Origin of the sequence: Photobacterium sp. DA100 (assembly GCF_029223585.1) — a bacterium.
Taxonomy (GTDB): Bacteria; Pseudomonadota; Gammaproteobacteria; order Enterobacterales; family Vibrionaceae; genus Photobacterium.
On sequence record NZ_CP119423.1, the window covers coordinates 355,898 to 380,665 of the forward strand.

Here is a 24,768-nt window from a genome sequence, read left to right on the forward strand (position 1 = left end):
GTCTGAACCAAGCAGCTTGTGCTGGGGGAAAGGGCATGCGGCAGCCGGCGGTGGCCGGCTGCCGGTAGGGTTGATTAGCGGATGATGAGATAGAGGATACTGTTGTCGCGTTTCACCTCAAGGGCCAGCACACTTGGTTTTTGGTCAAGGGCTTTTCTCAGCTCACCCAGGTTACGGATGGCCTGGCGGTTGACGCCAAGGATGATGTCGCCTTCGCGTAGGCCGAAGCGGGCTGCCTGGGAGTTCTCCTGCAAGCTGGTGACTTTGACCCCTTTGGTACCGTCACTGGAGGTGGTGTTGGCAAATTCTGCACCGGCCAGGCCTTCGTGCAAGCTGTCCGCTTTCACTTTGTTGACCGAGGCTTCCTGAAGCTTGGCGGTTACATCAATGGCCTTGCCGTCGCGGACGATACCCAGTGACACCTGCTTGCCGGCACCTAAGGTGGCAATTTTCGCCCGCAGCTCGCCAAAGGTGCGGATCTGCTTGCCGTTGACTGACACGATAATGTCACCGGCTTTCAAGCCAGCTTTTTCCGCGGCGGAGTCCGGCATCACCTGGTTGATGAAGGCACCGTGGTTGGTCTCGTAACCGAAAGCTTCAGCCAGTTCGGAAGTCAGCTCGCCGCCTTGTACCCCAAGAACGCCGCGCTTGACCTCGCCAAATTCGATGATCTGCTCCGTCAGGTTTTTCACCATGTTGACCGGAATCGCAAACCCGATGCCGACGTTTCCGCCGTTAGGGCCAAGAATAGCGGTATTGATCCCGACTAGCTCGCCATTGAGGTTGACCAGGGCTCCGCCAGAGTTGCCGCTGTTGATGGCGGCATCGGTCTGGATAAAGTTCTCGAAGTTCTCGATGTTCAGGCCGCTGCGGCCGAGGGCCGAGATGATCCCCGATGTGACGGTCTGTCCTAGGCCGAACGGGTTACCGATGGCGACCGCGAAATCACCGACTCGCAGCTTATCGGAATCGGCCAGTTTTATTTCGGTCAGGTTAGAGGCATCTTTTAGCTTGAGCAGGGCGATATCCGACATTTCGTCGCTGCCGATCAACTCGGCGGAAACCTCACGGCCATCATGCAGCTGGACCTGGATTTTGGTGGCGCCGCCAATGACATGGTGGTTGGTGACGATATAGCCTTTGTCAGCATCGACAATTACCCCCGATCCTAAGCCGCGGAATGGGCGCTCGCGGATTTGCTCTTCAGGGAAGTCAGGGCCGAAAAAGAAACGGAATGTCTCGGGTAAGCGTTGTTTGGATACTTGTTTACCTTCAACGGCAATGCTGACCACAGCAGGCGTGACTTGCTCTAGCATCGGAGCCAGGCTAGGTACTTGCTGGTTGTTGACTGACTGGGGAAGGGCGGCGGTTGCCGTCACTGGGGTAATAACTGAGCTGATGCCGATGGTCAGGGCACTTAAAACAAGTAATGTTTTTTTCATTATTACTAAACTCCGGTTTTCAAGTCCAAGCGCAGGCAGCTTCCTAGTGGCTTGATATGCCTGCTTAATCTCAGACTTGAAAACGGATGTTTAGTTCCTGAGAAATTTTAGCTCGCCTTGGATTCTTCGGCGACCGGCTTTGGTTCTTCGGTGATTTGCTCAGGTTTTTGGTCTTTCAGCAGGCCGGTTGCGCCGTTGGCGTAATCTCGTGGCTGCTCTTCCTCTTTAACGTCTTTTACTGCTTCCAGTGTACTGATACGGCGGGAAAACGGGTTGTCTTGCTCCGGCAAGTTCGGCATCAGTTCGGTGGATGTCTTCGCCATGTGCTCGTAGAGCTTGCCATAGTCTTTGGCAATATTATCGAGCAGCTCTGAGCTCTGGGCGAAGTGATCAACCAGTTCCTGGCGGAACTGCTCAAGTTCGTATTTAGACTTATCCAGCTCTTTCTTCAGTTCTTTTTGCTGTTTCAAACCCTTATTGCTCAGCCTCGTGGCAAAGGCACCGACAATGGCACCGGCAATGAAAATCAGCAGCGCATAAATCCAAGCCATGAAAAACTCCTTTTGCTCTTATATAGGGACAGGGGGGATTACGGCACCATGGGCAGACTCGCCTGCCGGGCGAAATGGTGAACGTACATCATCGTACCTGTTGTATAACATCAAAATTTAATTGGTGCTGAATAGCACGTCAACTTCATGTACATGTTTAGTTACTATACATGTACATGACGCTGCATGGTACTATCAAGCATATGGAGAATGACGGTTTGGGCCAAACAAGGATGACCCCACAGCAAAAATACCAACAAGATCTCAAGCGTAGCGGCTTCGTTGCCGATCCGGCCCAGGCGCTGGCGGTGCGCCATCTCGACGACCTGTACCATCGGCTCCTCGCCCCCAGACCGGCGCCTACCCGCCGTTGGCTCGATCGCCTGATGCGTCGCCAGGCCGAAGCGGCTGAGCCTGTTAAGGGGCTCTATTTCTGGGGCGGAGTAGGTCGCGGCAAGACGTACCTGGTGGATACCTTTTTCGACTGCCTACCGACCGAGCGCAAGATGCGGGTTCACTTCCACCGCTTCATGCACCGGGTGCACCAGGAAATGAAGCAGCTGGAGCAGCAGGTCGACCCGCTTGATGTTGTTGCCGAACGTTTTGCCGCCGAGACCGACATCATCTGTTTTGATGAGTTTTTTGTTTCCGATATCACCGATGCCATGATTCTGGGGACCTTGTTCGAGGCCCTTTTCCGTCGGGGAATTACCTTGGTGGCGACCTCGAACATACCGCCGGGCGAGCTTTACCGCAATGGCCTGCAGCGGGCTCGCTTCCTCCCGGCTATCGATCTGATCAAGACCCACTGCGAGGTGGTCAATGTCGATTCGGGGACCGATTACCGGCTGCGGACGCTTGAGCAGGCCGAAATCTACCATTTCCCGCTCGATGAGCAGGCCGAGCAGAATATGCGCCGTTACTTTGAGCAGTTGGCGGCGGGCAAGCACCGCACGGGGGGAACGGTGGAGATCAACAACCGGGCCTTGCCGATCCTGAATGAGGGGGAAGGGGTGATCCACTTTGATTTTGCCACCTTGTGCCAAACAGCCCGGAGCCAGAGCGATTATATGGAGTTATCGCAGATCTACCACACGGTGCTGTTATCGGGGGTGATTCAGATGGCCGAGGATGACAGCGATGCCGCCCGCCGCTTCATTGCCTTGGTCGATGAATTCTATGAGCGCAACGTCAAATTGATCCTCTCTGCCGAGGTCGACCTGGCGCAACTCTACAAAGGGGAGCGGCTGGCGTTTGAGTTTAAGCGCTGTTGCTCAAGGCTCATCGAGATGCAGAGCCACGACTATCTGGCCAGCCCGCACCTTCCGTAGTGATTATCGGTGCTAAAATCACCCAAAATAGCCGTTGATAACCTGTTGTTTTGGGCCTTAAACCCTCCCAGAGAAAAAATCATAATTTTTTTTCAAAAAAAGGTGATTTTTTCTCCACCCTTCCCTATAATCTTGCGACCCACCGTACCTGTAACGGCAAAAGCCGGGAGTGCCAACCACTCGAAGGGGTGATGAGAGGGCTCTGTACAGAGGGAGCATTGCTGCTCCTGTAAAGTGAAACTATTTAATTTTGGGTAAGAATTAGCATGAAAACTTTCGTTGCTAAACCAGAAACTGTAAAACGTGACTGGTATGTTGTTGACGCTGAAGGTAAAACTCTTGGTCGTCTAGCAACTGAAATCGCATCTCGTCTACGTGGTAAGCACAAGCCGGAGTACACTCCGCACGTTGACACTGGTGACTACATCGTAGTTATCAACGCTGAAAAAGTTGCAGTAACTGGTGCTAAGCGCACTGACAAGATGTACCACCACCACACTGGCTACATCGGTGGTCTGAAGTCTATCAGCTTCGACAAGCTTCTTGATAAGAAACCAGAAATGATTATCGAGACTGCTGTTAAAGGCATGCTTCCTAAAGGTCCTCTAGGCCGTGCTATGTACCGTAAGCTGAAAGTTTACGCTGGTGCTGAGCACAACCACGCTGCACAGCAGCCTAAAGTTCTAGACATCTAATTGGGGAAGATGACAATGGCAGAGAATCAATACTACGGCACTGGTCGCCGCAAAAGCTCAGCTGCTCGCGTTTTCATTAAACCGGGTACTGGTAACATCGTAATCAACAAGCGCAGCATCGAAGAGTACTTCGGTCGCGAAACTGCTCGCATGGTTGTTCGTCAGCCTCTAGAGCTAGTTGAAATGACTGAGAAGCTTGACCTATACATCACTGTTAAAGGTGGTGGTATCACTGGTCAGTCTGGTGCTATCCGTCACGGTATCACTCGCGCTCTTATGGAGTACGATGAAACTCTACGTCCTGCTCTACGTGCAGCTGGTTACGTTACTCGTGACGCTCGTCGCGTTGAACGTAAGAAAGTTGGTCTACGTAAAGCACGTCGTCGTCCACAGTTCTCTAAGCGTTAATTCAACGCTCCAGATTTTTTCTGGAAACTGTGTGCAAAAGCTCAACCTTCGGGTTGGGCTTTTTTATTGCCTGAAAAAGCCGTCGGCTTGTCACATCTAAGCAACAAACCCACCGCATCTAGCCCAGTCTCCGTGTCTTTGTCTGCTCCTTCCTGCAGCTTAAATTTGCTTTACAACAGCCGTTTGCATCACACAAAGTAACAAAAAGAACATACCTCTCACATTTGTTGCGAAAAAGTAGCTTTATCTTGTCAAAAAGTGGGGTTTTCTTTATCATTTGGCGTGATAAGCAACAGCTTTTAGCCTTCCGGGTTGGAAGGGGTAGCTGTTGTTTCTTTCCGTTGAAAGTTAGCCGTAAGCTCCAGGGACGCACAAGGACATAATAATAATCCAGAGCGGGAGCACATGGGAGAATGTTGGATGAGCAATGCGCCAGTAAGTAACGGCCGACGCCGCTTCCTGACTGCGACGACTTCGGTTGTTGGAGGCTTAGGTGCAGCCGCTGTAGCCGTGCCTTTTATCAAATCATGGAACCCGAGCGCGAAAGCAAAAGCCGCGGGTGCACCAGTTGAAGTTGATATCAGCAAGTTGGAAGAAGGCCAGATGGTTCGCGTCGAGTGGCGTGGCAAACCTGTCTGGGTGGTCCGCCGTAGCGATGCTGTTTTAAAAGAATTGGGTGGCCATGATGGCCAGCTTCGCGATCCGTCGTCGGCGGAACCGCAGCAGCCCGGATATGCCCAAAATAAATTTCGTTCAGTTAAGCCTGAAATCTTTCTAGCCGTAGGTATCTGTACCCACCTTGGCTGTTCACCGACCTATTTACCGAATACCTTCAGTGAGCAGGTCAGCGGTATTTCAGCCGGTTTCTTCTGCCCGTGTCACGGATCGAAGTTCGATATGGCTGGCCGGGTCTTTGCCGGGGTGCCTGCACCATTGAACCTGGTCGTGCCGCCTCATACGTTCCTGGATGATAATACCATTCTGGTCGGTGTTGATGAGGAGGTTGCCTAATGGAAGCGTTACTTGGATGGGTTGAGAAACGCCTGCCTGTGATGAATGCCTACCGCAAGCATTTGTCAGAGTACCCGATGCCGAAGAACTTCAACTTCTGGTATCTGTTCGGCTCGCTGGCCATGCTGGTCTTGGTCAACCAGATCATTACCGGGATCTGGCTGACCATGAACTACGTGCCGTCCGGCGAGGGGGCCTTCGCCTCGATCGAGTACATCATGCGCGATGTTGAGTACGGATGGCTGCTGCGCTACATGCACTCGACCGGCGCCTCGGCATTTTTTGTCGTGGTCTACTTGCACATGTTCCGTGGCTTGATTTACGGTTCATACCAGAAACCCCGCGAACTGCTGTGGCTGTTCGGGATGTTGATTTTCTTGGTACTGATGGCCGAAGCCTTCATGGGCTACCTACTGCCGTGGGGCCAGATGTCTTACTGGGGAGCTCAGGTTATCATCTCGCTATTCGGCGCGATCCCTGTGATCGGCGATGATCTGACGCTGTGGATCCGGGGTGACTATGTGATTTCCGGGGCGACCCTGAACCGCTTCTTCGCGCTTCACGTTATCGCACTGCCTATCGTACTGCTGCTGCTGGTTGTGCTGCATATCCTGGCACTGCACGAAGTGGGTTCGAACAACCCAGATGGCATCGAAACCAAGCTGCCGAAAGGTACCAAGGGCGATGGCTACAAGACCCAGTTCCCGTTCCACGAGTACTACAGCAAGAAGTACGACATTATCGACTCGATTCCTTTCCACCCATACGGGACGGTAAAAGATATGGTCGGTATTGCGGTATTCGCCTTCCTGTTCAGCTACGTGATCTTCTTCAACCCTGAGATGGGCGGCTACTTCCTTGAGCCACCTAACTTTGAGGCGGCCAACCCGCTGAAGACCCCTGAGCACATCGCACCGGTATGGTACTTCACACCGTTCTACGCCATCTTGCGTGCGGTGCCGGACAAGCTGCTGGGTGTTGTCGCGATGGGAGCCTCGATTGTTGCCCTGTTCCTGCTGCCTTGGCTTGACCGCTGTAAGGTGCGTTCTTACCGCTACCGTAGCAAGTTGCATTTGGCCAACATCGTCCAGTTCACCATCAGCTTTATTGCACTGGGGATCCTGGGGGCGCTGCCTGCAACACCGACGTACACTATCCTGGCGCAGATCTTCAGCTTTGCGTACTTCATGTTCTTCGTCCTGCTGTTCTTCTACAGCAAGAATGAAGCAACCAAACCGCTACCAGAGAGGGTAACATTCAAATGAAGAAGTTGATTGTAATGCTATTTGCCCTGCTGCCGTCTCTGGCTATGGCGGCGGGCCCATCGGTGCCGCTGGACAAGGCAGGCAATGATCTGACGGATAAAGCGTCGCTGCAGCGCGGTGCCCAAACCTTTATGAATTACTGCTTTGGCTGTCATGCGACCCAGTACCAGCGCTACGAGCGGGTGGCGACGGATCTCGGGATCCCGGCCGAGCTGATGAAGGAGCACATGATCTTCGATCCTGAAGCTAAAATCGGTGATTTGATGGTCAATGCCATTCCGACCGAATACGCGGCAGCCTCGTTCGGGGCGCCGGCACCGGATCTGACCATGGTGGCTCGTGTTCGCGGCAGTGACTGGATCTATACTTACCTGCGCTCCTTCTACGCGGATCCTAGCCGTCCGTTTGGGGTCAACAACGTGGTGTTCCCGAGCGTGGGCATGCCCCACGTACTGGAAGAGCTGCAGGGGGTACCGACCAAGGTGTACGAAACCCGCCTGATTGACGGGGAAGAAGTACAGGAATACGTCGGGATCAAGTCTGACGGCACGGGTGAGCTGAATGATGACGAATATGACGAGGCGGTACGCGATCTGGTCAACTTCCTCGAATATTCAGCCGAGCCGATGAAATTGGAACGCCAGCGCTTGGGTTACTGGGTGATGGGCTTTATCGTCGTATTCTTTGTACTAACATTACTGTTGAAGAAAGAATATTGGCGTGATGTCCACTGATCAGGTAATCTAGTGGGTTAGAATCTCGCAATGGGGGCCGGTGCCCCCGTTGCTTTTTGTGTATTTAAGTATACTGGAGGGGTTAATGGCTGTTGCTGCCAATAAACGCTCTGTGATGACTCTGTATTCTGATGCTTCTGACATCTACAGCCATCAGGTGCGTATCGTACTAGCAGAAAAAGGTGTAAGTGTTGAAATCGAGCTGGTTGACCCAAACAACCTGCCTGAGGACTTGCTAGACCTAAACCCGTACAACTCTGTGCCGACTTTGGTTGACCGTGAGCTTGCACTTTACCAAGCAAGCATCATTATGGAGTATCTGGATGAGCGTTTCCCTCATCCACCGTTGATGCCTGTTTACCCTGTTGCTCGTGGTAACAGCCGTTTGATGATGTACCGTATCGAACGTAACTGGTACACATTGGCTGAAAAAGTAAATAAAGGAACTGCCGACGAAGCTGAGAAGGCACGTAAGCAGCTGCGCGAAGAGCTGTTGGCTCTTGCTCCTGTATTTGCTGAGTTCCCATACTTCATGAGCGAAGAGTTCAGCTTGGTTGACTGTTACCTGGCTCCGCTACTGTGGCGCTTGCCTGAAATGGGTATCGAGCTGACCGGTGCTGGCGCCAAGGAAGTGAAAAACTACATGACCCGCGTTTTCGAGCGTGATTCATTCCTGGCCTCATTGACTGAAGCAGAGCGCGAAATGCGTTTGGCTGGCAAGTAATGATGGACATCGACAACATGACACCGCGTCGACCGTATTTGCTGCGTGCTTTTTATGATTGGCTGGTAGATAACGATCTGACCCCGCACTTGGTGGTGGATGCGACGCTACCGGGTGTCAAGGTTCCGATGGAATTTGTCAGTGATGGGCAGATTGTCCTGAACATTGCGCCGCGCGCAGTGGGCAACTTGGAGCTGGGCAACGAGGCGATCAGTTTCAGCGCCCGTTTCAGCGGTCGGCCTCACTCGGTGATCGTTCCGCTGTATGCTGCCATGGCGATTTATGCGCGTGAAAATGGCGCTGGTACGATGTTCGAACCAGATCCGGCCTATGCGACGGATATGGCGGACATCGAAGAGCTAGATGGTATCGAGGAGCAGCCACAGGATACCCTGTCGTCTGTTGAATCGGTGGCTGAAGCCGTATCGGACATCGAGCCTGACGATGAACCACCGCGCCCGCGCGGCCGTCCGAGCCTGCGCGTCGTGAAATAATCACACGGTCAAATAACCCAATTAAAAAACGCAGCTATCGCTGCGTTTTTTTTGGGGTCAATTCTCGTCTTAATCCCTATTCCTTGGGGTATTCAAATACCTTGACCACTTTCTTGACGCCCGAAACGTTGCGGGCGATGTCGGCGGCAATATTGCCCTGCTCGCGGCTGACATAGCCGAGCAGGAAGACTTCCTGGCCTTCGGTGATCACCTTGATGGTGGCATTGCCCAACTGCTTGCTGCCAATAAGCTGGGCTTTGACCTTGGTAGTCAGCCAGCCGTCCTTGCTGACTTCACCCAGTTGGGGCAGCGGGCGGATCTGGATTTGGTTGTAGACCGTATTGACGTTTTTCAGCTCACGGACTTGCTGCTCCAATTGGCGGCTGTAGGTTTGTTCGGTCGCCTGACCAACCAGCAGTACTTTACCTTCCATGGCGATGGCGTTGACCCGGGTGTGCTGACGGTACGGTGGCTTATTGGCGAGGCCTCCGACCTCCATTTCAATTTCCTGATCATACCATTGCTGCTTGGTCGAGCGGGTATCGGCTGGATCCAGAGCCGCGCAGGCTTGCAGGCCCAGTGCCAGTAGGAGAACAATTAGCGGACGCCAGTTCATGATTACCTTCCTTGTGTGGCTCTATCCTTCGTGGTGGGGGAACAAGACCTTGTCGATCAGATCACAGAGGCAGTGAACCACCAATAGCTGGCCTTCCTGGATCCGGGCGGTTCGTTGCGACGGAATACGGATCTCGACATCCTGGATACCAAGCAACCCCGCCATCTCGCCACCATCTTTACCGGTCAGGGCAATAATGGTCATATCACGGGTCAGCGCAGCCTCCATGGCCTTGATGATGTTCTTGCTGTTGCCGCTGGTTGACAGCACAAACAGGATGTCACCGCCCTGGCCTAGTGCCCTTACTTGCTTGGAGAAGACTTCATCGTGGTGATAGTCATTGGCGACGGCTGTCAGGGTTGTGGTATCGGCCGTCAGTGCCAAAGCTGGCAGGCTGGGGCGCTCGGTCTCGTAGCGGTTGATCAGGCACGAAGCAAAGTGCTGTGAATTCGCCGCCGAGCCACCATTACCGCAGCAGAGGATCTTGTTGCCATTGAGCAGGCTTTGCACCATGACCTGGGCTGCCTGTGATATTGCGTCTGGCAGGGCCTCGGCGGCGGCAATCTGGGTTTGGATGCTTTCAGTGAAACTTTCTTTGATGCTCTCTAGCATGGATTAACCTTCTACTAGGGTGTTGGTAAACCATTCGATTTGCGGTGGTGTGCCTTCAAGCGATACCACATCAAATCGAAACTCAGTGTGTTCAATGGCCAGGCCATTTTTCTTTAGCCACAACAAGGCTGCACGTTTAACGCGTTGTTGTTTACGCCAGTTTACCGCTTCTGCGGCAGAACCGTAATGGTTGTTTTTGCGGAATTTGACTTCGACGAAGACCCAGCACTGGCGATGGCGCATGATCAGGTCGATTTCGCCACTGCGGCACTGGAAGTTGCGGGTGTGGGGGAGCAGGCCATGGCGGCAGAGGTACTGCTCGGCCATGGCCTCGTAGGTTTGTCCTTGCTGGCGCTTATTGAGCGGGCTCAATACCGTTCCCGGTATAGATCGCCCAGCTTAGCTGACGCTGGATCACACAGTGGTCATCGAGGCTTAGCTGGCCGGTATTACCCTGGGTGGTGTAGTTATCGACCACACGCATTTGCGGCAGTTCGGAAACCATCTTGTAGGCGTCCATCCCGAAGGCATGAAGGCGGACATCGGTATTCCTGCTATCTGGCCACAGCTCTTCATAGCGGTTCATGAAATTGTGGTTGGCGTCGATCAGCAACGGGATATCGCTGAACTCGATACCTCGGATTTCAGAAGTATCCGCGGTACGATCCGGGTAGCTGCGTGAGCTGGCGTAAAGCTTCGGCTGCGAGGCATCCGGGTTGATAGCCACTTCGATAAACGGCTTGAGCAGGGTCAGCTCGTTGACATTGGCGATCAGGTAAACCGCATCGGTATCACGGCGGCTGCGAGGCTCGGCTTCAAGCTCCATTCCCAGTACCTGCTGCATCTGCTGGATGCGGCTTTGGCTGTCGGTGAGACCAAATACTGCAGCAATTTCCTGCTGGATTTGTTTGCGCGAGCTGAACTGGCGGGTCGCCGGTGTATTGCCGGTCAGTTGCTGCCACTGCTCGATGAAGGCGTTGCTAACGCGGCTGCCGAAGCTGTTGCCCGGAGCCAGCACCATCGGGTACTGGTGCCCCTTGGCAAAGAGGTGGCGGGCGGCCTGCTCCGCTTCCTGCTCCGGAGAAAGCGAGAAGTAGCACGCATTGTTCTGGGTCAGTTGGCTCGGATCCGGCTCGTTGAGGGCGAGCAAGGCAATGTTGCTGTTGTTGGCTCGCTGGAACTCGGTGATTTTTTCCTTACGAAGGGGACCTATCACCATCTCGACGCCGCTTTGCTCCAGCTTGGCCATGATGGAAGCCATGGTTTCCGCTTCCGTGTCGTAGACCGTCAGCTCGGTTTGGGCCTCACGGCCGGTGTCGTCGAGCATGGCATTGATAAAGCCATCGCGAACGGCTTTGCCCGATTGTTCAAAGCGGCCGGATAGCGGTAGCAGCAGGGCAACATTGTCGAGCTGGGCAATTTCCAGTGACATAATACTGTCGAGATCGGTCGGCAGGTATTGATTGGCCGGGTGGTAAGGGTGGCTACCCAGCCACTCCTCGACCATCGACTTGAGCTTGACCGGACGCTGTGAATAGGTATTTTTTAGCACTGCCAGCTGGATCCAGCCGCGCAACACTTCTTCATCGCCAGCCAGGGTTACCGACTGGAGCTGATTGTTGTTGTAGTTGGCCAGATCCTGCCACAGGTTCTGCCAGTTCGCTGCTTTCTGGTCATTGTTCAGGTACTGATCCAATGCCGTACGCGATCGGGCGGCGCTGAGAGGCTGGTTGGTCTGGCGGTAAAGTTCTGCGCGCAGCATGTGGTAGCGCAGGTACTGGCTATCGGCCAGTGTCCACCATGGCTGGAAGTTGAGCGAATCAAGGGCAGCTTTGGGCTGGCCTTGCTGGTAGCGCAGGGTTGCGCGTGCCAGCTGCCATTCGGCCATCTGCAGCGGATCCATGTTCATTCTGCTCAAGCGGGTAGCCAGCTGTTCGGCTTGGCCCCACTGGCCTTCCTTGATCAGCGCCTTGAGCGCCAGGATATTCCAGTTGATGCTCTGGGCACCTTCACTTGACTCGGCTTTGATCAGATAATTGGCTGCGCTATCAGTAGCGGCGGCTGTAATATCGGTGGCCACGACCGGCTGGTTAGAAGTACTACAGCTTGCCAGAAGTACGGCAAGGGCTACAGGGGCTAACAGTCGTGATACACTTTTACGCTTATGGGTAAAATTGAGCATTGAATTCATTCAACTGTGACAAATTACTCTCTATATTAATTGCAGATGAGATCTTAGACAAATGAGTGAGACCAATTCATGCACGGTAGATGTCGCAACTTTGTACATCGTACCTACACCAATCGGTAATTTGGCGGACATCACGCAGCGTGCATTGGACGTATTGGCAAATGTCGATCTGATTGCCGCCGAGGATACGCGACATACCTCGCGCCTGCTGACCCATTTTTCGATCTCGACCCGCACCTTTGCGCTTCACGATCACAATGAGCAGCAAAAAGCTGACTACCTGATCGAAAAACTTCAGGCTGGTACCAGTATCGCTCTTGTGTCCGATGCCGGTACGCCGCTGATCAGTGATCCAGGATACCATCTTGTCAACCGTTGTCGTCAGGCGGGTGTTAAAGTTGTCCCTCTTCCTGGGCCTTGTGCGGTTGTGACGGCGCTCAGCGGGGCCGGCCTGCCGTCCGACCGCTTCAGCTTCGAGGGCTTTTTGCCGCCAAAAAGCAAGGGGCGCCGTGATCGCTTCCAGGCTCTGGCCAATGACGAGCGCACCATGATTTTCTATGAATCACCGCATCGCATCATGGACTCGCTGGCAGATATGCTGGCCGTGCTGGGCCCCGACCGCCAGGTGGTGCTGGCGCGCGAGCTGACCAAAACCTACGAAACTATCCATGGGGCACCGCTGGGCGAGCTGATTGAGTGGCTGGGCGAAGACAGTAACCGGACCCGGGGCGAAATGGTCCTGCTGGTGGCCGGGCATCGCGCCGAGAAAGAAGAGTTGCCGGCCGATGCGCTGCGCACCCTGGGGCTGCTGGTCAAAGAGTTGCCGCTGAAAAAGGCGGCGGCGCTGGCGGCGGAGATCCACGGGGTCAAGAAGAACGCGCTGTATAAGTGGGGACTTGAAAACCTCGATTAACGGTCCTATGTGGCTATGGCCCTATGGGTAAACAGTGATTTGCCTGACTAAATAATATCGATAAAGAAATCCCCGAACCAAAATCGGGGATTTTTATATGCTTACAAAGTTTTGCTCACATAATTATAATATGCCTTGGGAAACAAAGGGCATTGACAAGATGAATGGATGAATCAATCTTGCACAGCACCACAGCACCACAGCACCACAGCACCACAGCACCACAGCACCACAGCACCACAGCACCACAGCACCACAGCACCACAGCACCACAGCACCACAGCACCACAGCACCACAGCACCACAGCACCACAGCACCACAGCACCACAGCACCACAGCACCACAGCACCACAGCACCGCTGTTGCTATTTCCACCGCTTCGCGTTTTTGTAGGATTTTTCACTGGTAACTGTGAGCCAAGTCCTATACAATCGCCCGCCTGAGTTGGCCAGGTAACCGCTGCCTCGTTGATGTCCTTTGGGAGACTGACGAGGGGGAGGAAAGTCCGGGCTCCACAGGGCAGGGTGCCAGATAACGTCTGGGGGGCGCGAGCCTACGACCAGTGCAGCAGAGAGCAGACCGCCGATGGCCCATTCTTCGGAGTGGTGCACAGGTAAGGGTGAAAGGGTGCGGTAAGAGCGCACCGCGCGGCTAGTAATAGTTCGTGGCACGGTAAACTCCACCCGGAGCAAGACCAAATAGGTCCCTAATGGCGTGGCCCGCGTTGGGGACGGGTAGGTTGCTTGAGCCTGTGAGTGATTGCAGGCCTAGAGGAATGGTTACCACCGCGTAAGCGGGACAGAACCCGGCTCATCGGCCAACTCACCCCTTTAAGCATAAAAGGTGATGCGAGGTCTCTTGCGAGACGTTGCATCACCTTTTGTCGTTTTGGGCTCGGTGACACCGCCGTGATCCCCCTTAGCCTCCGCAATTAATTTCAAGTGATTGTTAGAATTGCGGCCCTCGGCTTGACATCTTTTTTATCAAATACGTACACTTTGCGGTGGGAATTTGCGGAAAATTCTTTTAAAACAGTGTTTTAATAGTCTAAGTTTATGAATTTCCACTGTTACTGGATTTTATGCTGGCTTGTTGTCTAACGGGTTGGCACGCTTTTACAAGAGCTGAAGAACTACTTATGTCTGAACAGTTTGAGCACGTCTCGGTTTTACTTCATGAATCGGTTGATGGTTTGGCCATCAAGCCAGATGGTATCTATATCGATGGTACATTTGGCCGCGGTGGTCACAGCCGCCTGATCCTTTCCCAGCTAGGTGAAAACGGGCGTCTATACAGTATTGACCGCGATCCCCAGGCGATTGCCGAAGCCCAGAAAATTGATGATCCGCGCTTTACCATCATCCATGGCCCGTTCTCGGGTATGGAAAAGTATATGGAAGAGCGCGATTTGATCGGTCGCGTCGATGGCGTGTTGTTGGATCTGGGGGTTTCTTCTCCGCAGCTGGACGATGCCGAGCGCGGCTTTAGTTTTATGCGAGATGGGCCGCTTGATATGCGTATGGACCCGACATCCGGGATCTCTGCGGCAGAATGGCTGGCTGAAGCGGAAGCCGATGACATTGCCTGGGTACTGAAAGAGTTTGGTGAAGAGCGCTTTGCCAAACGCATTGCCCGCGGCATCGTGGCCTACCGGGAAGATCCGGAGAACGAGCCGTTGACCCGTACCACCCAGCTGGCCAAGCTGATAGCGGATGTGTCGCCGTTCAAGGATAAGCACAAGCACCCGGCAACGCGTAGCTTCCAGGCGATTCGTATCTACATCAACAGCGAGCTTGAAGAAATTGAAACCGCGCTGAAAGGCGCCGTGAGTATCTTGGCGAAAGGGGGCCGCCTGTCGGTGATCAGCTTCCACTCGCTGGAAGACCGTATGGTTAAGCGCTTTATCCGCAAACAGAGCAAAGGACCGGAAGTACCGGCTGGTTTGCCATTGACGGAAGAGCAGATCAAGGCGCTGGGCAGCGCGGATCTGAAGCCGGTCGGTAAAGCGATCAAGCCATCGAAAAATGAAGTGAGCGATAACGCTCGCTCCCGTAGTTCTGTACTGCGCTTGGCTGAACGCCTATGAGCCAGCAACCGGAACCAACGGATAACCTGGCCCAGATCATTGGCCGGGATTTAATATCAGTCGGTCGTATCCCGATGGTATTGTTGGTTCTGGTTCTGATTTCGGCAATGGGGGTGGTGTTGATCACCCACCATTCGCGCCAGCTGATAGCCCAGCAGGAACAACTGCTGATCGAGCGTGATCAGCTCGATATCGAGTGGCGAAATCAGATCCTTGAAGAAAGTTCATTGGCCGAGCACAGTCGAATTGAACGTTTAGCCGAGCAGGAGATGGAGATGCAGCGTCCATCCCGTGATAGCGAAATTATTGTTAAATAATGAAAATAACAAAAGCCTTCAAGCGTTCTGATAAGCAGAATCAACGTCGCCAGAAAGCGCCACCGGCATTTATCCCGTGGCGCTTTGGTGTTATTTGTGCGTGTATTTTACTGGCCCTGGTCGCCCTGCTGGCGCGATCGGCCTATATCCAGGTCCTTGAGCCCGGCAAGCTGATCCAGGAAGGCGACTTGCGCTCGCTGCGGGTCAAGGCACTGCCTTCTGCCCGCGGGATTATCTCCGACCGCAATGGCGAGCAGTTGGCGGTCAGCGTCCCCGTGCAGGCGGTGTGGGCCGATCCGGTCCAGATCTTCAACAATGGCGGCCTTGCCCAGCCCGAGCGCTGGTATGCCCTGGCCGATGTGCTGGGGCTTGATCGCCAAGGGTTGATGACAAGGCTCGAAAACAACAGCAAGCGCCGCTTTATTTACCTGCAACGCCAGGTTAGTCCTGCCATGGCAGCCTATGTCGGCAAGCTTAAGCTACCCGGCATTGGCCTGAAAGATGAATCCCGCCGCTTTTACCCTGCCGGTGAAGTCAGTGCCCACCTGATCGGTGTGACCGGTATTGATAGCCACGGCCTGGAAGGCGTCGAGCGGACCTATGATGGCTGGCTGACCGGCGAGCCGGGTCGCCGTACCGTGCGCAAAGATCGCTATGGCCGGGTCGTCGAGAATATTTCCCTCAAGAAGCGCGAGCCGGGCCAACCGCTCAGCCTGAGTATTGATCAGCGCCTGCAGGCCGTTGCCTACCGCGCGGTGAAGCAGGCGGTGGCGGATTACCAAGCGACGTCGGCATCGGTGGTGATGGTCGATGTCCGTACCGGTGAAATACTGGCGATGGTCAATGCGCCGTCCTATAACCCGAACAACCGCGACCAGCTGAAGAGTTTCCGGATGCGTAACCGGGCGATCACCGATGCGATGGAGCCGGGTTCGACGATCAAGCCGTTTGTGGTGTTAGCGGCCATGGAAAATGGTGTTGCCGACGAAGATACCGTTATCGATACCGGCAACGGCCTGATGCAGATTGGCGGTAGCCGGGTGCGGGATGTGTCCCGGGTCGGCAAGGCCAATCTTGCTAAGATCCTGCAAAAGTCCAGTAATATCGGGGTCAGTAAGCTCTCGCTGGCGATGCCGGTCGATGCGGTGCTGGGGATGTACAGCAGCGTCGGACTGGGCGATGCCTCGGGGATCAACCTGATCGGTGAGGCGCAGGGCTTTTTCCCGGATCGCCGCCGTTGGTCTGACTTTGAACGGGCGACCCTCTCGTTTGGCTATGGGATTTCCGTTACCCCTATCCAGCTGGTGCGGGCCTATGCCACGCTGGGAGCGATGGGGGTCAACCGTCCGCTTTCTATTCTCAAGACCGAATCGGTGGTGCCCGGTCGCCAGGTTGTCTCGGCTGAGAACACCCGCAAGCTGCTCGATATGCTTGAGTTGGTGACCCACCAGGGCGGCAGTGCCCGCCGTGCGGCGGTGCCGGGCTACCGTGTCGGGGCGAAAACCGGTACCGCGAAGAAAGCGGCAGCCGGCGGCTACAGCGATGAATACGTGGCGATGACGGCTGGACTGGCTCCGATCAGCAACCCGCGACTGGCGATGGTGGTGGTGGTCAACGAACCGCAGGGGGATGCCTATTACGGTGGCGCCATTGCCGCGCCGATTTTCTCCGAAGTGATGGAGAGTGCCTTACAGATTTTGAATATCCCGCCGGATGCGGGAACGCTTGAAGAATTAAATGTAGTGAACCACAGAGGCAATACCCATGCCGGAACCTAAATTATTACACACCATCGGTGAGCTGTTGTCGCCGTGGCTGGAGGACCTTTGCCTGCCTGAGTCTCTGGCGACAGTGACTATTTCAGGGATGACCCTCGATAGCCGGCAGATCAAGACCGGCGAGATGTTTGTTGCCGTGAAGGGCCACAGCGTCGACGGCCGGCAGTTTATCGCCAAGGCTCAGCAAGCCGGTGCCGCGTTGGTGTTGGCACAGGCCGACACCGATCAGCCTTACCTTGAGCAAAGCGATAGCGGTGCCGTGATTTACCTCCCCCGCCTGGGCGACTTGCTGTCGGCAATCGCCAAGCGTTTTTATGGGGCGCCGGACGAACACGTCGATGTGGTTGCCGTGACGGGAACCAACGGCAAGACAACTATCAGCCAGCTCTTGGCGCAATGGGTTATGCTGCTGGGTAAACCGGCAGGGGTGATGGGCACGACGGGCAACGGTTTGCTGGGGCAGATCCAGCCGGCCACGAACACTACCGGTAGCGCCCTTGAAATTCCTTGTGTCTTGCAGCAGATGGCGGGCCAGGGAGCCCGTTTTGCTGCGATGGAAGTATCTTCCCACGGCTTGGTCCAGGGGCGGGTCAAGGCCCTGGAGTTCAAGGCCAGTATCTTCACGAACCTCAGCCGTGACCACCTCGATTACCATGGTGATATGGCCAGCTATGCCGAGGCCAAGAAAACCCTGTTTACCGAGCACCAGTGCGGTGTTGCGGTGATCAATGCCGATGACCCGGTCGGCCGTGAATGGCTGGTCGAGCTGCCGCAAGCTGTTGCGGTCGCTATGGAGCCGGCTCAACTGGCAGGCCACAAAGGCCAGCTGCTGTGGTTGGAGTCGGTTGACTACAGCGCGCAGGGTGTCACCGTTGCCTTTGGGTCCAGTTGGGGAGCCGGGCAGTTCACCGCGCCGCTAGTCGGGGCATTCAATGTCACCAACCTGCTGCTGTCGCTGGCAACCCTGCTGGCGACAGGCTATCCGATGGCAGCCCTGCTGGCTGCGGCGCCGCAGCTGCAGGCGGTTACCGGGCGGATGGAAGTTTTTCAAAAGCCTGACAAACCTATGATGGTCGTTGACTATGCTCACACTCCCGACGCCCTGGAAAAGGCCCTGCAAGCCCTGCGAGTGCACTGCCACGGCAAGCTCTGGTGTATTTTTGGCTGCGGCGGCGATCGCGACCGCGGCAAGCGCCCACTGATGGCGCAGGCGGCGGAGAGCCTGGCGGATCGGGTGATCCTGACCGATGACAACCCGCGCAGCGAGGCGCCGGGCGCTATCATGGCTGATATGCTGGCCGGTCTCGCCCAGCCGCAATTAGCCGAGACCATCCATGACCGCCGCGCAGCGTGTCAGTGGGCACTTACCCATGCCGCTGCCGAGGACATCGTGTTGGTAGCGGGCAAGGGCCACGAGGACTACCAGATCTTGGCTGATCGTACTATTCATTATTCTGACCGCGAGACGGTCGCCGAGTTGCTGGAGGTAAAGGCATGATCCCGGTTCAACTATCCCAATTGGCCGAGGTGCTGGGCGGCCAGCTGGTGGGTGCTGATACCACTATATCGGCAGTCTCGACCGATACCCGTAAAATCGGCACCGAGACCCTTTTCATTGCCTTGATCGGCGAGCGCTTTGATGCCCATGACTTTTGCCAGAGCGCCAAAGAGCAAGGGGCTACCGCCTTGCTGGTAAGCAAGCACTTACCGGTTGAGCTGCCACAGTTGGTGGTCGGCGATACCCACAAGGCACTCGGCCAGCTTGGCGCATGGTTAAAGGCAGAGATGGAGCAGCGCCATGGCTTGAAGACGGTGGCCCTGACCGGTAGCTGCGGCAAAACCACAGTCAAAGAGATGACGGCTGCTATCTTGGCGCAGAAAGGCAAGGTACTGGCAACGGGTGGAAACTTCAATAATGACATTGGAGTCCCGCTGACCCTGCTTCGTTTGGAGCCAGAGCATGAGTTTGCGGTGATTGAGCTGGGTGCCAATCACCAGAAAGAGATTTCCTACACCACTAATCTGGTCAAGCCGCAGGTGGCACTGATCAACAATCTCGCCGCCGCCCATCTCGAAGGGTTTGGCTCGCTGGACGGGGTGGCGAAAGCCAAGGGCGAGATCTTCGAAGGCTTGGAAGCGCGTGGTAAAGACGCCGTCGCCGTTATCAACCTTGACTCCAATGCCCTGGATATGTGGCAGCCGATGTTGGATAAGCATCAGCTGCAGACGTTTTCGGCCAGCCAGCCAGAAGCAGATTTTCACGCGCTTGACATAAGTATTAACAGTATGGGCCGTGCTTGCTTTACAATGCGCACCCCCGCAGCAACATTTCCGGTCAGCCTGACGTTGGCTGGTGGTCATAATGTCGCCAATGCTCTTGCCGCTGCAGCGCTGGCAATGGCGATGGGGGCAACGCCGGAGCAGGTACAGGCGGGGCTGGGCGGTGTGGCCAATGTGAAGGGCCGTGCCGATGTGACTGAGCCGCGCCAGAATCTGCGCCTGATCGACGATACCTACAACGCCAGTGTTGCTTCCGTGAAGGCGGCGATCGATTTGTTGGCTGGATTCGACGGTCAGCGCTGGTTTGTATTGGGGGACATGGCCGAGTTGGGCGATGACAGTGCAGCACTGCACCAGGAAGTGGCAGAGTATGCCCTCGAACGTCGCCTGGATAAGGTACTGACGTTTGGCAATGCCAGCCAAATCGTCAGCTCGCTCAACAATGGTCAACATTTTAACGATAAAACAGCATTGATTGAGACGCTGCAGCAGCAGCTTGATCCTTTGCTCAATGAAGACAACATCCAAGTGACAGTGCTAGCAAAAGGAGCCCGTAGCTCCCGCATGGAAGATGTGATTGTTGCACTGCAGGAACATAAATAATGATTTACTGGTTAGCTGATTTACTGGAATCGACATTTCCATTTTTTCGACTGTTTGAATACCTGACTTTCCGCGCCATCATCAGCATCTTGACCGCGCTGATGATTTCATTGTGGATGGGACCTCGCCTGATCGCCCGACTGCAGATGCTGCAGATCGGCCAGGTAGTCCGCCACGATGGCCCTGAATCTCACTTCAGCAAACGCGGTACCCCGACAATGGGCGGGATCATGATCTTGGCCTCCATTGCCATTACGGTGCTGCTTTGGGCCGATCTGACCAATCCGTATGTCTGGGCGGTACTGACCGTAATGCTAGGTTACGGCGCAGTCGGCTTTGTCGATGACTACCGCAAGGTGGTGCGCAAGAATACCGATGGCCTGATCGCCCGCTGGAAGTATTTCTGGCAGTCGGTGATTGCCTTGGGGGTAGCCTTTGCCCTGTATGTGCATGGCCAGGATACCGTGGCGACCCAGCTGGTGGTGCCATTCTTCAAGGATGTCATGCCGCAGCTTGGCTTGTTCTACATCGTATTTACCTACTTTGTCATTGTCGGTACCAGTAATGCCGTCAACCTGACCGACGGCCTTGACGGCTTGGCAATCATGCCGACCGTGATGGTAGCCGGCGGTATGGCATTCATCGCCTGGGCGACCGGTAACGTCAACTTTGCCAACTACCTGCATATCCCTTACCTCAAAGATGCCAGTGAGCTGGTTGTCGTCTGTACCGCGATCGTCGGTGCCGGTTTGGGCTTCCTGTGGTTCAACACCTATCCGGCACAGGTCTTTATGGGCGATGTCGGCTCATTGGCCTTGGGCGGCGCGCTGGGTACCATTGCGGTACTGGTTCGCCAGGAGCTGCTGCTGGTTGTGATGGGCGGTGTCTTCGTGATGGAGACCGTGTCGGTGATCCTGCAGGTTGGCTCGTACAAATTGCGTGGCCAGCGGATCTTCCGCATGGCACCGATCCACCATCACTATGAATTGAAAGGCTGGCCGGAGCCACGAGTGATTGTGCGTTTCTGGATCATTACTTTGATGCTGGTACTGATCGCACTGGCAACCCTGAAGGTACGATAAGATGAAAGGCTTGGAAGGCGTAAAACAGGTTGTGGTGATCGGGCTGGGCATGACAGGCCTGTCGGTGGTGAACCATTTGCTGAGGGCGGCTCAGCCATTGGACATCAAGGTCATTGATACCCGCGAGCACCCTCCAGGCCGCGAACAACTCCCGCCGTCGGTTGAGCTTTGCAGCGGCCAGTGGCAGATGGACTGGCTGATGGCGGCAGACATGATTGTCTCGAGCCCGGGGATCGCCCTGGCTACCCCGCAGTTGCAGCAGGCCGCAGCGGCCGGGATTGAGATCGTCGGTGATATCGAGCTGTTTGCCCGGGCGGTAGGCAAGCCGGTGGTGGCGATCACCGGTTCCAACGGCAAGAGTACAGTGACCAGCCTGGTCGGCGAGATGGCCAAAGAGGCCGGTATCACCGTCGGTGTCGGTGGTAACATCGGTTTTGCTGCGCTGGATATGCTGGCAGAGGATCACGATCTGTATGTCCTCGAGTTGTCCAGCTTTCAGCTCGAAACCACCTCAAGCCTGGCGCTGAAAGCGGCGGCGTACCTCAATCTATCCGAAGATCATATGGACCGCTATCCTGGCGGCCTGGCCCAGTACAGCGCGGCCAAGATGCGGATCTTCAACCATGCCGAGCTGGCGGTGTTCAACCGCGAAGATCTGGCGACCAAGCCGGATACTGATCGTCGTAAGCTTGAGCTGGTCAGCTTTGGCCTCAATGCCGGTAACAGTGATAGCACTGAGCGCTATGGCTTGGTTGAGCACCAAGGCGAGGAGTGGCTGGCCGTAGCCGGAGAGCCTGTCATGCCTAGCAAGGATATTGCCCTGGTCGGCCGCCACAATGTGGCCAATAGCTTGGCGGCGCTGGCCCTGGCCGATGCAGCTGGCATTGACCGCGAGGCCTCGTGCCGGGCGCTGCGTCGCTACAACGGCTTGGCCCACCGCTGCCAGCTGGTTGCCGAGCAGCATGGCGTAAAGTGGGTCAATGACTCCAAAGCGACCAACCTGGCGAGCACCCTGGCCGCGCTTAACGGTCTGCAGCTTGACGGCAAGCTGCACTTGCTGGTCGGTGGTGACGGCAAGGGGGCGGATTTTTCCGAGTTGGCCCCGGTGTTGGCCACATTGGATACCCAGCTATATTGTTTTGGCCGTGATGGCCATCAGTTTGCCCCATTGGTGCCGCAGCCGGTAATGGTTGAGACGATGGAGCAAGCCATGTCGCAAGCCGCGCATACCGCCCGTGCTGGTGACATGATTTTGCTATCTCCGGCCTGTGCGAGCTTCGATCAATTTGCTAACTTTATGGTACGTGGTGATACCTTTGTCGAATTGGCGCAATCACTGCAGCATCAAGTAGGCAAGGATAGCTGATGGCAGGAGCGGTAAAGGAAGGGATGGGGCAGTTTTTTGACTGGATGACCAAACCGGCGGCACACAGCCCGTATGACAGGCAACTGGTTTGGATCGCATTGGCCTTGATGGTCACAGGGCTGGTTATGGTGACCTCTGCCTCGGTGCCGATCGCGACCCGCCTGACAGATATGCCGTTCTACTTTGCCCTGCGCCATGGCTTCTTTCTGGTGTGCTCTTTGGTGCTGGCAAGTTTCGTTCTGATGATCCCGCTCGAAAAGTGGCGTCAGTACAGCGTGCCAATGCTGATCCTTTCGATTGTTTTGCTGATCGCGGTCCTTGGCGTTGGCCGTTCAGTCAACGGGGCATCGCGCTGGATCCCGCTGGGGATTTTCAACCTGCAGCCTGCTGAAGTGGCCAAGCTTTCCCTGTTCTTGTTTCTTTCGGGTTACCTGGTCCGCCAATATCAGCAGGTGAGGGAAACCTTCGTCGGTTTTGCCAAGCCGCTGCTAGTACTTATTGTACTCGGCGGCTTGTTGCTTGAGCAGCCCGACCTCGGCTCCTTCGTGGTGATGTTCGTTACCACGGTCGGTATGCTGTTTATTGCTGGTGCCAAACTGTGGCAGTTCATTGTCATGATAGCCACGGCGGGCGTCGGTATTGCCTCTCTGATTTACTTCGAACCTTACCGTTGGCGACGGGTGACGTCGTTTCTCGACCCGTGGGATGATCCGTTTGGCAGCGGCTACCAGTTGACCCAGTCACTGATGGCCTTCGGCCGGGGTGATTGGCTGGGACAGGGGCTGGGCAACTCAATCCAGAAACTCGAGTATCTGCCCGAGGCACATACCGATTTCGTGTTTGCGGTATTGGCTGAGGAAGTCGGGCTGATTGGGGTGACGGTGGTGCTGCTGCTGATCTTCGCCCTGGTGTTCAAGGCGCTGATGATTGGCCGCCGCTGCCTGCAGACCGAGCAGTTATATGGTGGTTTTCTGGCATTTGGCTTTGCATTCTGGTTTGCTTTCCAGACCTTGGTCAATGTAGGGGCTGCCGCGGGCATGGTTCCGACCAAAGGCCTGACTCTGCCACTGATCAGTTACGGTGGCTCCAGTTTATTTATTATGGCTACTGCGGTCGCCATTTTGATCCGGATAGACTACGAGCAGCGAATCGCTGTCAAAGCGATGCCGGATCCGGAAGTAGAAGAAAATGACAATGAATAAGAATAAACGCCTGCTGGTCATGGCGGGCGGAACCGGAGGGCATGTCTTTCCGGGCTTGGCTGTTGCCAAGCGCTTGCAGCAAGAAGGCTGGGATATTCGCTGGTTGGGCACGGCTGATCGAATGGAAGCCGAATTGGTACCAAAGCACGGTATCGAGATCGACTTTATCAAGGTTAAGGGGTTGCGCGGCCAGGGGATTACCCGCTTGTTGGCTGCACCATTCAAGATTGTCGGTGCGATCCTGCAGGCGAGAAAATATATCAAAGCGTGGCAGCCCGATGCCGTGCTGGGCATGGGCGGCTATGTCAGCGGTCCGGGCGGCGTCGCAGCCTGGTTGTCGGGCGTACCGGTGATCCTGCACGAACAAAATGCGGTAGCCGGCCTGACCAACCAGTGGCTTTCACGTATTGCTTCCAGCGTACTGCAGGCCTTTCCGGGCGCTTTCCCGAACCGCGAGGTTGTCGGCAACCCTGTGCGTCAGGATGTGGTTTCGCTGGCAGCGCCAGAGCAGCGCTTCGGCGAGCGTGAAGGCCCGATCAGGGTATTGGTGATGGGCGGTAGCCAGGGTGCTCGCATCCTCAATCAAACACTGCCTCAAGTAGCGGGCTTACTGGGCGATAAAATCACGGTGTGGCACCAGGCCGGCAAAGGGGCCCAGGCACAGACCGAGCAAGATTACGCCCAATACGCCAACGCGCCGGGCGACAATTACCAAGTAACCGAATTCATTGACGATGTGGCCGCCGCCTATGCGTGGGCCGACATCGTCGTTTGCCGCTCGGGGGCCCTGACGGTCTCCGAACTGTCGGCGGCAGGCCTCGGCGCGGTGTTTGTGCCATTCATGCACAAGGATCGCCAGCAGGCCCTCAATGCCGATCATTTGGTGCAGTGTGGCGCCGCAAAAATGATTGAGCAGCCAGAGCTGACTGCCGAAGGGTTGGCCGATACCTTACAACAATTAGATCGTGCACAGCTGGCCCTGATGGCGCAGGCGGCACGAGACGCAGCGATTGTGGATGCTGACCGCCGGGTGGCGGAGGTGATTAAATCGCTGGCAAAGCAATAA

General features: G+C 55.5%; 25 protein-coding genes and 1 other RNA gene. 19 read left to right on the plus strand and 7 right to left on the minus strand.

The genetic code is table 11. The features are described 5' to 3' along the window. Positions 1 to 74 precede the first annotated feature (74 nt). Both PTW35_RS01790 and zapG read right to left on the minus strand, forming a co-directional pair. Entirely contained in the window at positions 75 to 1,442 is a 1,368-nt protein-coding gene (locus PTW35_RS01790; RefSeq protein WP_281026317.1) for a Do family serine endopeptidase, read from the minus strand. 107 nt (positions 1,443 to 1,549) lie between these two features. Further along, complete coding sequence (gene zapG, locus PTW35_RS01795) at positions 1,550 to 1,993, minus strand: Z-ring associated protein ZapG (protein ID WP_281026318.1); 444 nt, start codon at positions 1,991 to 1,993, stop codon at positions 1,550 to 1,552. Between the two features lie 233 nt (positions 1,994 to 2,226). On the opposite strand from zapG, the gene zapE reads away from it, so the two are divergent. From zapE to sspB, 8 genes are all read left to right on the plus strand, one after another. Beyond that, the gene (gene zapE / locus PTW35_RS01800; RefSeq protein ID WP_281027415.1) at positions 2,227 to 3,324 is read left to right on the plus strand and encodes a cell division protein ZapE; all 1,098 of its coding nucleotides are present in this window, start codon (positions 2,227 to 2,229) and stop codon (positions 3,322 to 3,324) included. A gap of 266 nt (positions 3,325 to 3,590) precedes the next feature. Then, positions 3,591 to 4,019, plus strand: a complete 429-nt coding sequence (gene rplM, locus PTW35_RS01805) for a 50S ribosomal protein L13 (protein ID WP_039464635.1) — start codon at positions 3,591 to 3,593, stop codon at positions 4,017 to 4,019. A 15-nt stretch (positions 4,020 to 4,034) separates the two neighbouring features. Next, the gene (rpsI, locus tag PTW35_RS01810; protein WP_007464367.1) at positions 4,035 to 4,427 is read left to right on the plus strand and encodes a 30S ribosomal protein S9; all 393 of its coding nucleotides are present in this window, start codon (positions 4,035 to 4,037) and stop codon (positions 4,425 to 4,427) included. A gap of 420 nt (positions 4,428 to 4,847) precedes the next feature. Beyond that, positions 4,848 to 5,438 carry a ubiquinol-cytochrome c reductase iron-sulfur subunit gene (petA, locus tag PTW35_RS01815; RefSeq protein ID WP_281026319.1) on the plus strand — a complete coding sequence of 197 codons (591 nt, stop codon included), beginning with the start codon at positions 4,848 to 4,850 and terminating at the stop codon, positions 5,436 to 5,438. Continuing rightward, entirely contained in the window at positions 5,438 to 6,703 is a 1,266-nt protein-coding gene (locus tag PTW35_RS01820; RefSeq protein ID WP_281026320.1) for a cytochrome bc complex cytochrome b subunit, read from the plus strand. The genes petA and PTW35_RS01820 overlap by 1 nt, the downstream gene beginning before the upstream one ends. Continuing rightward, on the plus strand, positions 6,700 to 7,437 hold the full coding sequence (locus PTW35_RS01825) for a cytochrome c1 (protein WP_281026321.1): 738 nt from the start codon (positions 6,700 to 6,702) through the stop codon (positions 7,435 to 7,437). Before PTW35_RS01820 ends, PTW35_RS01825 begins: the two co-directional genes overlap by 4 nt. Positions 7,438 to 7,522: 85 nt before the next feature. Continuing rightward, on the plus strand, positions 7,523 to 8,161 hold the full coding sequence (gene sspA / locus PTW35_RS01830) for a stringent starvation protein SspA (RefSeq protein WP_039464622.1): 639 nt from the start codon (positions 7,523 to 7,525) through the stop codon (positions 8,159 to 8,161). A gap of 2 nt (positions 8,162 to 8,163) precedes the next feature. Continuing rightward, positions 8,164 to 8,655 (plus strand): ClpXP protease specificity-enhancing factor, encoded by a 492-nt coding sequence (gene sspB, locus PTW35_RS01835; protein WP_281027416.1) that lies wholly within the window; start codon positions 8,164 to 8,166, stop codon positions 8,653 to 8,655. A gap of 76 nt (positions 8,656 to 8,731) precedes the next feature. Here the strand turns inward: sspB and PTW35_RS01840 are convergent, their stop codons facing one another. The 4 genes from PTW35_RS01840 to PTW35_RS01855 are packed head-to-tail and all read right to left on the minus strand — an operon-like array spanning position 8,732 to position 12,065. Continuing rightward, positions 8,732 to 9,271 carry a BON domain-containing protein gene (locus PTW35_RS01840; protein ID WP_281026322.1) on the minus strand — a complete coding sequence of 180 codons (540 nt, stop codon included), beginning with the start codon at positions 9,269 to 9,271 and terminating at the stop codon, positions 8,732 to 8,734. A gap of 21 nt (positions 9,272 to 9,292) precedes the next feature. Next, on the minus strand, positions 9,293 to 9,883 hold the full coding sequence (locus PTW35_RS01845) for a phosphoheptose isomerase (RefSeq protein WP_039464614.1): 591 nt from the start codon (positions 9,881 to 9,883) through the stop codon (positions 9,293 to 9,295). A gap of 3 nt (positions 9,884 to 9,886) precedes the next feature. Continuing rightward, entirely contained in the window at positions 9,887 to 10,210 is a 324-nt protein-coding gene (locus PTW35_RS01850; RefSeq protein WP_281027417.1) for a YraN family protein, read from the minus strand. 28 nt (positions 10,211 to 10,238) lie between these two features. After that, complete coding sequence (locus PTW35_RS01855) at positions 10,239 to 12,065, minus strand: penicillin-binding protein activator (protein WP_281026323.1); 1,827 nt, start codon at positions 12,063 to 12,065, stop codon at positions 10,239 to 10,241. Positions 12,066 to 12,126: 61 nt separating this feature from the next. Between PTW35_RS01855 and rsmI the strand changes: the two genes are divergently transcribed. Next, the gene (rsmI, locus tag PTW35_RS01860; protein WP_281026324.1) at positions 12,127 to 12,987 is read left to right on the plus strand and encodes a 16S rRNA (cytidine(1402)-2'-O)-methyltransferase; all 861 of its coding nucleotides are present in this window, start codon (positions 12,127 to 12,129) and stop codon (positions 12,985 to 12,987) included. A 173-nt stretch (positions 12,988 to 13,160) separates the two neighbouring features. Here the strand turns inward: rsmI and PTW35_RS01865 are convergent, their stop codons facing one another. Continuing rightward, complete coding sequence (locus PTW35_RS01865; RefSeq protein ID WP_281026325.1) at positions 13,161 to 13,391, minus strand: hypothetical protein; 231 nt, start codon at positions 13,389 to 13,391, stop codon at positions 13,161 to 13,163. Positions 13,392 to 13,428: 37 nt separating this feature from the next. Here PTW35_RS01865 and rnpB point away from each other — a divergent pair. From rnpB to murG, 10 genes are all read left to right on the plus strand, one after another. After that, an RNA gene (rnpB, locus tag PTW35_RS01870) (RNase P RNA component class A) lies at positions 13,429 to 13,817 on the plus strand. A 309-nt stretch (positions 13,818 to 14,126) separates the two neighbouring features. After that, complete coding sequence (gene rsmH, locus PTW35_RS01875) at positions 14,127 to 15,074, plus strand: 16S rRNA (cytosine(1402)-N(4))-methyltransferase RsmH (protein WP_281026326.1); 948 nt, start codon at positions 14,127 to 14,129, stop codon at positions 15,072 to 15,074. Then, positions 15,071 to 15,391 carry a cell division protein FtsL gene (gene ftsL / locus PTW35_RS01880; RefSeq protein WP_281026327.1) on the plus strand — a complete coding sequence of 107 codons (321 nt, stop codon included), beginning with the start codon at positions 15,071 to 15,073 and terminating at the stop codon, positions 15,389 to 15,391. Before rsmH ends, ftsL begins: the two co-directional genes overlap by 4 nt. After that, a complete protein-coding gene (ftsI, locus tag PTW35_RS01885; protein WP_281026328.1) occupies positions 15,391 to 17,169 on the plus strand; it encodes a peptidoglycan glycosyltransferase FtsI in 1,779 nt (592 codons plus the stop codon). The genes ftsL and ftsI overlap by 1 nt, the downstream gene beginning before the upstream one ends. Further along, positions 17,156 to 18,667, plus strand: a complete 1,512-nt coding sequence (gene murE, locus PTW35_RS01890) for a UDP-N-acetylmuramoyl-L-alanyl-D-glutamate--2,6-diaminopimelate ligase (RefSeq protein ID WP_281026329.1) — start codon at positions 17,156 to 17,158, stop codon at positions 18,665 to 18,667. The genes ftsI and murE overlap by 14 nt, the downstream gene beginning before the upstream one ends. Next, entirely contained in the window at positions 18,664 to 20,052 is a 1,389-nt protein-coding gene (gene murF, locus PTW35_RS01895; protein ID WP_281026330.1) for a UDP-N-acetylmuramoyl-tripeptide--D-alanyl-D-alanine ligase, read from the plus strand. Before murE ends, murF begins: the two co-directional genes overlap by 4 nt. Next, entirely contained in the window at positions 20,052 to 21,134 is a 1,083-nt protein-coding gene (mraY, locus tag PTW35_RS01900; RefSeq protein WP_281026331.1) for a phospho-N-acetylmuramoyl-pentapeptide-transferase, read from the plus strand. The genes murF and mraY overlap by 1 nt, the downstream gene beginning before the upstream one ends. Position 21,135: 1 nt before the next feature. Beyond that, a complete protein-coding gene (murD, locus tag PTW35_RS01905; protein ID WP_281026332.1) occupies positions 21,136 to 22,500 on the plus strand; it encodes a UDP-N-acetylmuramoyl-L-alanine--D-glutamate ligase in 1,365 nt (454 codons plus the stop codon). Positions 22,501 to 22,523: 23 nt separating this feature from the next. Continuing rightward, the gene (gene ftsW / locus PTW35_RS01910; RefSeq protein ID WP_281027418.1) at positions 22,524 to 23,702 is read left to right on the plus strand and encodes a cell division protein FtsW; all 1,179 of its coding nucleotides are present in this window, start codon (positions 22,524 to 22,526) and stop codon (positions 23,700 to 23,702) included. Continuing rightward, complete coding sequence (gene murG, locus PTW35_RS01915) at positions 23,695 to 24,768, plus strand: undecaprenyldiphospho-muramoylpentapeptide beta-N-acetylglucosaminyltransferase (RefSeq protein WP_281026333.1); 1,074 nt, start codon at positions 23,695 to 23,697, stop codon at positions 24,766 to 24,768. The genes ftsW and murG overlap by 8 nt, the downstream gene beginning before the upstream one ends.